This window comes from Streptomyces sp. NPDC002884 (assembly GCF_040295245.1).
Taxonomy (GTDB): Bacteria; Actinomycetota; Actinomycetes; order Streptomycetales; family Streptomycetaceae; genus Streptomyces.
The window spans coordinates 118477-129932 of the sequence record NZ_JBEOVB010000019.1 but is presented as its reverse complement, the minus strand read 5'-3'; the positions used below and the strand labels follow the sequence as shown (position 1 = coordinate 129932).

General features: G+C 72.0%; 11 protein-coding genes. 7 read left to right on the top strand and 4 right to left on the bottom strand.

What is annotated here, in order from left to right; all coding sequences use genetic code 11:
• Positions 1-104: 104 nt before the first annotated feature.
• The 3 genes from ABT070_RS30660 to ABT070_RS30650 form a co-directional block, all read right to left on the bottom strand.
• On the bottom strand, positions 105-1157 hold the full coding sequence (locus ABT070_RS30660) for a threonine aldolase family protein (RefSeq protein WP_351765263.1): 1053 nt from the start codon (positions 1155-1157) through the stop codon (positions 105-107).
• 71 nt (positions 1158-1228) lie between these two features.
• Positions 1229-1879, bottom strand: a complete 651-nt coding sequence (locus tag ABT070_RS30655) for a TetR/AcrR family transcriptional regulator C-terminal domain-containing protein (RefSeq protein ID WP_351765261.1) — start codon at positions 1877-1879, stop codon at positions 1229-1231.
• A 273-nt stretch (positions 1880-2152) separates the two neighbouring features.
• Positions 2153-2506 (bottom strand): ArsR/SmtB family transcription factor, encoded by a 354-nt coding sequence (locus tag ABT070_RS30650; RefSeq protein WP_351765259.1) that lies wholly within the window; start codon positions 2504-2506, stop codon positions 2153-2155.
• A gap of 137 nt (positions 2507-2643) precedes the next feature.
• On the opposite strand from ABT070_RS30650, the gene ABT070_RS30645 reads away from it, so the two are divergent.
• The 5 genes from ABT070_RS30645 to ABT070_RS30625 all read left to right on the top strand — a co-directional run bounded on the left by ABT070_RS30645 (position 2644) and on the right by ABT070_RS30625 (position 8577).
• Positions 2644-3621 (top strand): quinone oxidoreductase family protein, encoded by a 978-nt coding sequence (locus ABT070_RS30645; RefSeq protein WP_351765257.1) that lies wholly within the window; start codon positions 2644-2646, stop codon positions 3619-3621.
• A 279-nt stretch (positions 3622-3900) separates the two neighbouring features.
• Positions 3901-4683 carry a TIM barrel protein gene (locus tag ABT070_RS30640; RefSeq protein WP_351765255.1) on the top strand — a complete coding sequence of 261 codons (783 nt, stop codon included), beginning with the start codon at positions 3901-3903 and terminating at the stop codon, positions 4681-4683.
• A gap of 144 nt (positions 4684-4827) precedes the next feature.
• Positions 4828-5853, top strand: coding sequence for a LacI family DNA-binding transcriptional regulator (locus tag ABT070_RS30635; protein ID WP_351765253.1), 1026 nt, complete (start codon positions 4828-4830; stop codon positions 5851-5853).
• A 337-nt stretch (positions 5854-6190) separates the two neighbouring features.
• The gene (locus ABT070_RS30630) at positions 6191-6490 is read left to right on the top strand and encodes a hypothetical protein (protein ID WP_351765251.1); all 300 of its coding nucleotides are present in this window, start codon (positions 6191-6193) and stop codon (positions 6488-6490) included.
• Between the two features lie 266 nt (positions 6491-6756).
• Positions 6757-8577 carry a serine/threonine-protein kinase gene (locus tag ABT070_RS30625; RefSeq protein ID WP_351765250.1) on the top strand — a complete coding sequence of 607 codons (1821 nt, stop codon included), beginning with the start codon at positions 6757-6759 and terminating at the stop codon, positions 8575-8577.
• Between the two features lie 32 nt (positions 8578-8609).
• Here ABT070_RS30625 and ABT070_RS30620 read toward each other — a convergent pair whose 3' ends face one another.
• Positions 8610-9032 carry a VOC family protein gene (locus ABT070_RS30620; protein WP_351765248.1) on the bottom strand — a complete coding sequence of 141 codons (423 nt, stop codon included), beginning with the start codon at positions 9030-9032 and terminating at the stop codon, positions 8610-8612.
• 112 nt (positions 9033-9144) lie between these two features.
• Here ABT070_RS30620 and ABT070_RS30615 point away from each other — a divergent pair, with 112 nt between their 5' ends.
• Both ABT070_RS30615 and ABT070_RS30610 read left to right on the top strand, forming a co-directional pair.
• Entirely contained in the window at positions 9145-10140 is a 996-nt protein-coding gene (locus ABT070_RS30615) for a helix-turn-helix transcriptional regulator (protein ID WP_351765246.1), read from the top strand.
• A 76-nt stretch (positions 10141-10216) separates the two neighbouring features.
• Positions 10217-11395, top strand: a complete 1179-nt coding sequence (locus tag ABT070_RS30610; protein ID WP_351765245.1) for a spore photoproduct lyase family protein — start codon at positions 10217-10219, stop codon at positions 11393-11395.
• Positions 11396-11456: the final 61 nt, after the last annotated feature.

Below are 11456 nucleotides of genomic sequence, written 5' to 3'. Positions count from 1 at the left end.
CCGCGGGCACCCACCGCCTTCGCCGCGACGACGGGAATCCGCCCCCGGCGCTCCTCCGGCGGCACCGGCCGACGCCCCGGCGCTCCTCCGGCGGCGCCGGCCGCTCAGGCGGCGTGTCGACCGACGGCCCGGAGCAGGTGGTCGACGTCCTGCGGTGTGGTGGCGAAGGAGGTGACGAAGCGGACGACACCCGGCTCCCAGCGGTCGTGGTAGAAGGCGTAGCCGTCTGCCAGGAGCCCTTCGGTGACCTGCTGCGGCAGGCGGCAGAAGACGATGTTGGCGTCGGCGGCGCCGAGCAGTCCGACCTCGGGTATGGCTTTCAGACCCTCCTGGAGGCGGACGGCCATGGCGCCCGCGCGGGTCGCGTTGCGCAGCCACAGATCGTCGGTGAGGTAGGCGTCGAGCTGGGCGGCGTGGAAGCGCATCTTGGAGGCGAGCTGCCCGGCACGCTTGGCACGGAAGGCCAGTTCGGCGGTGCGTGAGCGGTCGAAGACGACGATCGCGTCGGCCGTCATCGTGCCGTTCTTCGTGGCCCCGAAGGACAGCAGGTCGACGCCCGCCCGCCAGGTCAGTTCGGCGGGAGTGCAGCCGAGCGAGGCGACGGCTCCGGCGAACCTGGCACCGTCCATGTGCAGCCGCAGCCCCGCCTCCTCGGCGATCGAACCGAGGGTGCGGATCTCGTCGAGGGTGTAGACCGCTCCGGTCTCCGTGGCCTGGGTGACGCTCACCACCGAGGGTTCGACGCTGTGCACGTCCCCGGCCTTGTGCCGTGCGGCCGCGCGCAGTTCACCGGGGTCGATCTTGGCGTCGGCGCCACCGAGCGGCACGAGCTTGGCGCCCCCGGTGTAGAACTCGGGCGCCCCGCACTCGTCGTTGTTGATGTGGCTGTCGCGGTGGCACAGGACGCTCCCCCAGGGCGGTGTCAGCGCGGCCAGACCCAGCGCGTTCGCGGCGGACCCCGTGGAGACCGGCAGCACGTCGACCTCACGCTCGAAGATGTCGCTCAGACGACGCCGGACCGCGGCCGTGCTGTCGTCGGCCCCGTAGGGCATGGCCTGGCCGGAGGCCGCCCGGGCCACGGCCTCGATGATCTCCGGAGAGGCGCCGGCGGCGTTGTCGCTGCTGAAGACGCGTGCGGCGGGGGCGGTGGTGCTCATGGCGGGAATCCTCGCTTTTCGTTGACGGCTCGACGCGGCGGGGGCGGTGCACCGTGCGGGGGAACGGGGTGTCACGGGGCGGACCGGAGCGGGTCCGCCGCACGGATGAGCTGGTCCAGGGCGCCGTGGTAGACCTCGTGGTCGGTCACGGCGGACACGATCGCGGTCACGTTGCCGGTCAGCGCCGGGAACGCGTCGGGGTCGAGTGCGGCCAGCGCGGTGCGGGTCGCCGACTGTGTGGGCTTCGGGTCCCGGTGGTCGACGAAGCTCGCGCTGCCGAGGGTGAGCAGGTACATGCGCCGGTAGGCGACGATCGCCTCCTCGGCGGTCATCCCGGCGGCCAGACTGTGGGCGAGCTGCGGCTCGACGAGACGGGCCAACAGGTTCGGGCCGAGCCAGGGCCGCGTCCCGCGCAGGGCGAGCAGTCCCGGGTGGTCCGAAAGCAGCCGGTACAGGGCGGTGAAGCGGGTCCGGGTGGCAGCCGCCCACGCGGCGTCCGGGTCGGCCTCCGGCAGACGGGCGGCCAGGTGGTCGGTGCACAGGTCCAGCAGTCCTGCCAGGTCGGTGCAGCGCCGCTGGAGGGAGGCGAGGGAGATCTCCAGACGTGTGGCCAGCGCCCGGAAGGTCAGGGCCTCCGGGCCGCCTTCGTCGATCAGGAGCAGGGCGGTCCCGGCGATACGGTCCGGGGTCGCGCGGTCCAGCGAAGCGGAGTGACGGGGCATACGAGTCATCGTACGGTACGCCGTATCGAACGGAGTGGCCGCCATCACGCGATCAGCTTGCGACCGTCGCCCGGGACCGGTTCACGAGGCGCCCCGCCCGCCGCTTCGGCGCCACCGCCCGAGCCCGGGCGCCGAGGGTCACCCGAGGCGCGTGGCCACGTCGCCAACGCTCACCGCGTCACCGGATCAGCCCGCGCACGCCGGCCCGCCGGCCGACGGCCTGGCCGACGCAGGCAGGATCGGGGGCAGGCACCGGCCCGCAGGGCCTGCCGATCACTCGGCGGCGATGACCTCGTCGTCACGCAGAAGCAGGGCGAGCAGTCCGGGAAAGCGCTCCTCGAACTCCTCACGGCGCAGTCGGTTGACCCGCTTCGGCCCCTCGTCACGCTGTTCGACCAGGCCGGCGCCGCGCAGGACCGAGAAGTGGTGACTGAGCGCGGCCTTGCCGACCGGCACGTCGAAACTGCCGCAACTGCGCGTCCAGTCGGCGGATCCCGCCAGGTCGCGGATCAGCTTGATGCGCACCGGATCGGAGATCGCGGACAGCGCCGTGAGCACGGACACCTCCTTGGGATCCGTGTGCACCGGCGCCGCGCGGTGACCACCGCCCGCAGCCTGGTTCGACATGCCGCTCCCGTCTCAACGCCTGCCCGGCGGGACACCCCGCGGAGCGTCCCGGCCTGTTGCCGAGTGTTCGATGAATATCTTACAGTCCTGGTGTTCGCTTCCCATTGAACACTCATCGAAGGGTGCGGTGATCCGTCATGCGCGCAGTGGAGTTCCACGAGTACGGTGCCCCCGAGGTGCTGAAGCTCGTCCGGACCGGGACCCCCGACCCAGGGCCGGGCCAGGTCACCATCGACGCCGCTTACGTCGGCGTGAACTTCGCCGACCTCAAGGCGCGTGCCGAGGGATACCGGGTCCGGTCGCTGCCGTTCCGGCCGGGCCTGGAGGTGTCCGGCCGGATCCGGGCCGTCGGCGACGGCGTCCAGGGGCTGCGGCCGGGACAGGAGGTCGCCGCGCTGGTCGGCGGCGGAGCCTACGCGGAGGTGGTCGCCGCCGACGCCGTCACCGTCTTCCCGCTCCCCGAAGGCCTGGACCTGCGTACCGCCGCCGCCCTGCCCACCGTGGTGCCGACCGCGTACGCCCTGCTCCACGAGGTCGGGCGGCTGCGGGCCGGGGAGAGCGTGCTGGTGCAGGGTGCGGCCGGCGGCATCGGCACGGTGGCCGGCCAGCTGGCCCGGGCGGCGGGCGCCGGGGCGGTGTACGGCGTGGTGTCGTCCGCGGCGAAGGCCGAGTACGCGCTCGAGCACGGCTACGACGAGGTGTTCACCGGCGACGCCTTCGCCGACGACGTCCGCCGCGCCACCGGCGGCAGGGGGGTCGACCTGGTGCTCGACCCGGTCGGCGGCGACACCCTGCGCCGCGGCCTCGACGCACTGGCCGTCTTCGGACGCCTGGTGTCCTTCGGCAACGCCAGTGGCGCCGAGCCGTGGCAGGTCGGGCAGCCCGAGCTCTACACACAGGGCCGTTCGGTCGGCGGCTTCTCCATCCTGTCGCTCGCGCAGTCCGCCCCCGAGGCACTGCGCACCCTCACCGAGCGCGCCTTCCGCACGGTCTCCGACGGCACCGTGCGTCTCCCGGTCACCGCCGAGTTCCCGTTGGCGGACGCGGCCGAGGCGCACCGGCTCATGGGCGGGCGCACGTCCACGGGGAAGCTGCTGCTGCGGGCGACCGACTGAGGGCGTTCACCGCTCGCACTCCCTGAGGGGCGGGGCGCGACAAGGGGGACGTTGCGGGACACGCCACTGGACGGGTCCACGTGTCCTTGGACGAGTCCATGGCCGGGTCCTTGGACGGTTTCTCGGACCGATCACCGGACGGATCACCGGAACCCTCTACTAGAACGTTCCAGGCATCGTCGTCGCCGGGCTCTTGACACACCTGCGAGCCGGCTGGCGTACTGCTCAAGAGCTATAGAACGTTCTAGTATCCGGGCGTCCGGAGAGAGGAGAGCCGCGATGTACGCACTGGCGGTCTGCGCGGAGATGGTCTTCAGGAACCTGCCGATCGAGCAACGCGCCGGGCGGCTTCACGAGGCGGGCTTCCAGGTCGAGATCTGGGACTGGACGAGACACGACCTCGACGCCCTCGCCCGGACCCCCGCCGACTTCGTCTCCATGACGGGATACGTGAGCGGCAGCCTCACCGACGAGGACGGCGCCGCCGAGCTGTTGCGCACGGCCGAGGAGTCGCTCAAGGCCGCCGAGCACCTGGGCTGCACCCGGCTGAACCTGCACGGCACCGGTCTGGACGGTCAGGGGCTGCCCGTCGTGCCGGTGCACGGGGAACCCACCGACGAGATGTGGACGGCCGCGCGGCGCACCCTGACGCGGATCGCCGAGCTCGGTGAGAGCGCCGGGGTCCTCTTCACCCTGGAGAACCTCAACACCGCGGTCGACCATCCCGGCGTCCCCTTCGCCAGGGCCGCCGACACCCTCGCCCTGGTCGCCGCCGTGGACCGGCCGGGGCTGCGGATGAACCTGGACCTCTACCACGCCCAGATCGGCGAGGGGAATCTGATCGAGCTGGTCCGCAAGGCGCACGGCGCGGGACTCATCGGGGAGATCCAGGTGGCGGACGTGCCGGGCCGTTGTGAGCCCGGCACGGGAGAGATCAACTACCCGGCCGTCGCCCGGGCCTTGGCGGACATCGGCTACGAGGGCACCGTCGCCATGGAGGCATGGGCCTCCTCCGACAGCGAGGCCGCGCTGGAACGCTTCCGGACCGCTTTCACCGTCTGACCGACTCACCGCTCGGCCGACGCACCGCCCGGCCGACGTCACTGCCCGGCCGACGTCACCGCCTCTCCGTGACGCGTGGCTGGAACGTTCTATGATCGGCGTCCCGACAATTCGCCGGAGAAGTTCCGGACCAGGAAGGACGGCGTGCCAGTGAGCCCGGCGGTCCCCGACGGAAAGCGGCCCACTCTCGCCGACGTGGCAGCGCGGGCGGGCGTGTCCACGGCGCTGGTCTCCATCGTGATGCGCGGCGCGAAGGGCGCGGGCGCCGGCAGCCGCGAGCGCGTCCTCGCGGCCGCCCGGGAGATCGGCTACCGTCCCGACGCCCGGGCGCGGCTGCTGCGCAGCCACCGCTCCCGGCTCCTCGGGGTGCAGTTCGGCCTCAAGCACCCGTTCCACTCCGACCTGCTGGAGGGCATCTACGCGGCGGCGGAGCCGGCCGGGTACCAGATCGCGCTGAGCGCCGTGGCCGCCGGGCGCGGTGAGCAGCGTGCCGTGGAGTCGCTGCTCGCCGATCGCTGCGAGGCGCTGATCCTGCTCGGCCCCCAGGCGCCCGCCGCACAACTGGCGGAGATCGCCGGGCAGTTGCCGGTGGTCTCGGTGGCGCGTCGGCTGAGGCCGTCCATCGCGGGTGTGGAGGTCGTACGGACCGCCGACGACGAGGGAGCCCGGCAGGCCGTGGATCATCTCGTCGCGCTGGGCCATCGCGACATCGCCCACATCGACGGCGGCAAGGCACCGGGCGCGGCCGACCGACGCCGCGGCTACCGCACCGCGATGAACCGTCACGGGCTCGGCGGGCACCTCCGCGTCCTCCCCGGCGGGCTGACCGAGGAGGACGGCGCCGCGGCCGCCCGGACCCTGCTGACGGGCCACCAGCGGCCCAGCGCCGTCATGGCCTTCAACGACCGCTGCGCGACGGGCGTCCTCGACGTCTTCCTCCGCTCCGGCGTCACGGTCCCCGGGGACATCTCCGTCGTCGGCTTCGACGACAGCCATCTGGCCCGGCTGGCCCACATCGACCTCACCACCGTCGGCCAGGACGTCCCCCGCCTCACCCACCTCGCCGTCACCCGGGCCGTAGCCCTCCTGGAGGGCGACCGGACCGCCACCGGGGAGCAGGTCGTCGCTCCCCGTCTCGTCGTCCGGGGAACCACCGCCCCGCCCAAGTGACGCCGGCCGCGGGGGCGCGTGCGATCCGGCCCGAGCCGAGGCTTTCGCCGTCGGACGATGCGTCGCCCCTCTGATGCGTCGCCTTCACCGGGGAGATTTCCCTCCATGCCGAGGAAACGGAGTTCTCCCGTGCGGACACGGCGGTCCCGCGGAAGTGGCCGGGAGACACCATGCCGTGCGTGCTGCGTGCCTTCCGGGACGGACTTCGAACACCCTGCGCAATTCCGTTCGGCAGTGCTAGAGTTGCCGACGCTCGCCTCTTTGCGTCACGCAAATGCGGTCGCACCGAGGCCTTGATCGAAGTTCCGATTCGCTGGTGGAGTTGGGGGATTCAGTCATGCGAAAGCTGGGGACGGTAGCGGCATTTTCGATTGCGCTGGTAGCGGGCGGAGTGGCCGTCGCTCCCGCGGCCTCCGCCGGGGGCATGGCGTGCGCTTCCATTGTCGCGTCGAGGTTGGACCCGGGCGGCGGAAGGCCGAATTTCATCACCGTCGAGAACTGCGGCTCCCAGACCCAGTCATGGCGGTACAACCTGAATTCCACGGGCTGGAAATACGTCTCCATCGCACCGGACAAGCGGAAGACAACGAATTTCCCCGAGAACTACAGCAAGCTGCAGATCGACTTCAGCTGGTAGGTCCTAGAACCCGATCCGCGACGCCGCGCACTCGCCTCGGCTTACCCCGACGCAGACCCGCCGGGGAACGCTTCGCACATTTGTACTGGAAGGCACCGAACATCCCATGGGCGGATTTTCGCCAGTAGGGTGAGCGGGCGGTCGAGCGAAAGACACACCGCCACCGGGGAGTTCCGGATGTGCCGCCCTTTCGTCTGCCGCTGTTCCGGAACTTCGGGCGGCCGAACTGTTGTCTCGCTGCCCTGTGCCACCAGGGGGGCAGAGCCATGCGGGTACTCGCGGACCGATACGAACTGGTCGAGGCGGTCGGACGCGGGGGAATGGGTGAAGTCTGGCGCGCCACCGACCGGGAGCTCGGCCGCACGGTCGCGGTGAAGGTGCTGCCGCCGGAACTCACCCGGCACGAGGAGTTCCGCGTCCGGTTCCGCCGGGAGGCGCGCACCGTAGCCTCGCTCAACCACCGGAACGTCGCCGTGCTGCACGACGTCGGCGAGGACACCACCGACGGAGAGACGACTCCGTTCCTGGTCATGGAGTTCATCGAGGGGCGCACTCTGACCGCCGCCCTGGCCGACGGCGCGTTCACGGTCGTCCGGGCGCTGGCGGTCGCCAGGGACATCGCCGACGCCCTCGCCCACAGCCACGCCCAGGGCCTGATCCACCGCGACATCAAGCCGTCCAACGTCATGCTGACGTCCGAAGGCGGCATCAAAGTCCTGGACTTCGGGATCGCGAAGGTCGTCGCGGAGACCACCACCCGCCTCACCGCGACGGGCATGACGGTGGGCACCCCCGCCTACCTCTCCCCCGAACAGCTCACGGGCCGGCCGGTGGACGGCCGCTCCGACCAGTACTCCGCGGGCTGCCTGCTGTACGAACTGCTCACCGGCCGCCCGCCGTTCCTCGGTGACTCCCCCTTCGCGGTGATGCACCAGCACATCAGCGAGGAACCGGTCCCACCCTCCCGGCTGCGCCCGCAGATCCCGGCCGCGGTGGACGACCTCGTGCTCCGGACCCTGGCGAAGGACCGTGAGCAGCGGCCCGGCAGCGCGGCGGAGCTGCGGGACATGTTGGCGGCGACCCTCGCCGCGCTGAGCGCACCGGCGGCCGCGCCGGCCCCGCGGACAGCCACCCCGGCCCCGGGCGGCGCGCCGCCCGCGCCCACCGTGCCGCCCGCGCGCGCCAAAGCCGACTCGAGAGTGGGTCCCGGGCACACCGCGCTGGCGCAGCAGGAGACCCGTACCGCGCCGGCTCCGCCGCCCAGGCCCGCCGTCCCGCCTCCGGGCGGTCCGGTCGACTCGACCGTGCCCGGCGCGGCGGACGGCGCCCCGGAGCCGTCCACCGCGCAGACGAGCGGTGGCCCGTCGCCCGCGCCGGGCGAACGGCGGTTCACCATCGCGTCCGGCAGGATCGTCGCCCTGCTGGGGATCGTCGCCTCCGGCGTCGTCAGCATCGGCTGCCAGGACACGTACGGGGACTCGTCCGACGCGCTCGTCGGCGTGTGGGTGATCGCCGTCGTCCTCGGACTGGCCCTGTTCCGCTGGCTTCCCCTCGCCTCGACCGTCCTGTGGTGGGGGGCGGGGGCCCTGGTCATGGCGAGCGTCGCGATCGGCGGAGGGGTCGACGACTACGGCTACACGTCGGTCACGGAGAGCAACTTCAGCACCCTCTACTACTACGACTCCTCCTACGGCGCCTACTACCAGCTGCCGGCCGACTCCTCCGGCTACCGGCTCTTCGAGGACAACTACAGCGGCGGGTACGACCCCGCGCAGGCCGACGTGAGTGACGACTACACCGCGCACGACAACGTCGAGATCCTCGCCGTTCCGGCCCTCGCCCTCGCCACGCTCTGCCTTGTCCGCGCGTTGAGCCGCCGACGCCCCTCGCCCCTCGCGGCGGCCGCCGGCCTGACCCTGGGCGGCCTGGGAGTCGGCTGGCTGGCCCTCGGTTCGGACGAGCAGACCGGGGTGTTCACCTCGGCCTGGGCCGTGGTCGTCATCGTCGCCGTCGTCCAGGAGATCCGCGCCCGCAGGAACGCCCCGCCCCGTGTCCGCCGCCGTCTGCGCTTCGTCACGGCCGAGTAGCGGGCCCCCTCGCACCTCGTGAGGCGCGCGTCTCACGAGGTCGGTGCCGCCCGGTCGGCCGGGGCGAACTTCGCGATCGCCGCGGGAGTCACCGGGGTGAAGAAGTTGACGAGGTTGCCGTCCGGGTCCCGGAACAACAGCGAGCGGTTGCCCCAGGGCATGGTGGTGGGCTCGTTGACGAAGTCGGTCACGAAGCCGGTCAGGTTCCCGTGCACGCGGTCCACGTCGTCGACCAGGAACTCGAGGATCACGCTGTGGTTGTCGGCCGGACGGGACGAGCCCGGCGCGAACAGCGGGACCGTACGGGTGCCGGCGACGGCGAGGGTGGCGCCGGGGGTCCTGAGTTCGGCGAAGTCCTCGGTGAACCACGTCGCCGGCACCCCGGTGGCCTTCTCGTAGAACCCGACGAGGCGTGCGACGTCATCGGTGATGATCCGGATCGAGACGAAGTCCATGGTGTTCTCCCTGTTCGCGGGGTGTGTCGAGCCGTTTGTCGAGCCGTTGCGCTTCGCACGCTAGAACAAATAGTGGACAGAATCGGTCCACTATCGGCGCTAGGCTCGGAACATGTCCCGACCCACCGGCCGCGTGCTCACCCTCCTGGAACTGCTTCAGTCGGGCGGCACCCGGACCATGCGCGAACTCGCCGACCGGCTCGGCGTGGACGGACGCACCGTGCGGCGGTACGTGGACCAGCTGATCGACCTCGACGTGCCGGTCGAGTCGGTCCGCGGCCGCTACGGCGGCTACCGCCTCGCCCCCGGCCACCGTCTGCCGCCGCTGATGCTCGGCGACGACGAGGCGATCGCCGTACTGCTCGGCCTCGTCGCCGGCCGCCGAACGGGGCTGACGACGACAGCCACCGCGAGCGAGACCGCGGCGGCCAAGATCCGGCGCGTACTGCCCGAACGCCTGGCCCGCCGGCTCGACACGGTCCTGGAATCCCTCGCCTTCACGGAACCGCCCGGCGAGTTCGCCACCCCTGACGCCGGGGTGCTGCTCACCGTCGCCGACGCGGTACGTCATCGCCGGCCGGTCTCGATCAGGTACACCGACGGCGACGGTCGGCGCAGCGACCGCACGCTGCACCCGTACGGGGTGGTGGCCCATGCGGGCCGTTGGTACGTCACCGGCACGGACCCCGGGATCGGGGAGGAACGGACCCTCCGACTCGACCGCATCGCCGACACGAGGACGCTGCCCGGGTCGTTCGAGGCGCCCACCGGACCGGACCCGGCGCAGCGTGTCCTGTCCGGGTTCGCCGCGGCGGCCTACCGGCACGAGGTGACCTTGCGGATCCACGGGACGGTCGAGCAGATCCGCGCGCGGCTTCCCGCGAGCGTCGCGAGCGTGGAGGATCCCTCGTCCGCGGCGGGCGCGGATCCGGCGACCGAGCGCTGGCTGGTCGTCGAACTGCGGGCGGAGCGGCTCGACTGGCTGCCGCCGGTGCTCGCCTCCCTCGACCGGCCGTTCACCGTCGAGCGCCCCGCCGAACTGCGCGACCTCGTCGTCGCGCTCGCGGAGCGCCTCGCGGCCTGCGCCCGGGGGTCGGTGCCTCGCTGACGTGCGCCGTAAGGTGGGTGGTGAGGATTCATCCGTTTGATCCGTTCAGTCCCGCACCAGCCGAACCGGAACGTTCATGCACTCCCCGTCCGCCGCCTCGGACGACGGCTCCGACGCCCTGTTCGGGCTCGACGCCCTCGGCCCCGGGCCCGCCGCTCCGCACACCGGGCGGCCGTCCTTCCGCGACTCCGACACCGCGCGGCGGCTGCTGCCCGTACGCGAGATCCACGCCGAACCCGCGGCCGCCGCCTCCCCGCGCGGCCGCCAGATCATCGCCCGGTTCCCCGAGGCGCGGCTGGTCGAGATCGAGTCCCACTGGGGCATTCCGGGTCTGCACGGCAACGAGGGCAACGTCGCGCGCTGGGTGCGCGTCAAGGGCGAGACGCTCGTCCTCGGGGAACGCAAGTCACCGAGCACGCGTCCCAACGGCCGGTCCGCCGACTGGATCGCGCCGGGCGCCTCCAACGGCTGCGCGATGGCCTGCGCCTACTGCTACGTGCCGCGCCGCAAGGGTTACGCCAACCCGGTCACCGTCTTCACCAACATCGACCGGATCGTCGCCCACATCGGCCGGCACATCGCCCGGCAGGGCCCGAAGGCCGAGCCGAACCAGTGCGACCCCAAGGCCTGGGTGTACGACATCGGCGAGAACGGCGACTGCTCGGTGGACGCTCTGATCTGCGACAACACCGCGGATCTCGTACACGCCTTCCGACAGTGGCCGACGGCCAAGGCGTCCTTCGCCACCAAATTCGTCAACCCGGACCTGCTGGCACTGGATCCGCGCGGCCGCACCCGCATCCGCTTCTCGGTGATGCCCCCGGAGGACTCGCGGCTGCTGGACGTGCGCACCTCACCGGTCGCCGAGCGGATCGCCGCCGCCGCGGACTTCCTGGACGCGGGGTACGAGGTGCACTTCAACCTCTCCCCCGTCGTCGTCCGCCCCGGCTGGGAAGCGGCCTGGACGGAACTCCTCGACCATCTCGACGATGTCCTGCCCGACCGGGTGAAGCGACAGGCCGCGGCCGAGGTGATCATGCTGACGCACAACCGGGAGCTGCACGAGGTCAACCTCGGCTGGCATCCCCGCGCCGAGGACGCGCTGTGGCGACCGGACCTCCAGGAGACCAAACGCTCCGAGAACGGCGCGCTCAACGTCCGCTACGCGAGCCCCGTCAAAGCGCGGGCGGTGGACCGGCTCCGTACGCTGATCGCCGCCCGGGCCCCGTGGCTGCGCATCCGGTACGCCTTCTGAACGTCCGCGTCCGCGCAAGTGCGGCCGGCACCGCACCCGCCCGTGACCGCAGCGGGGGAAG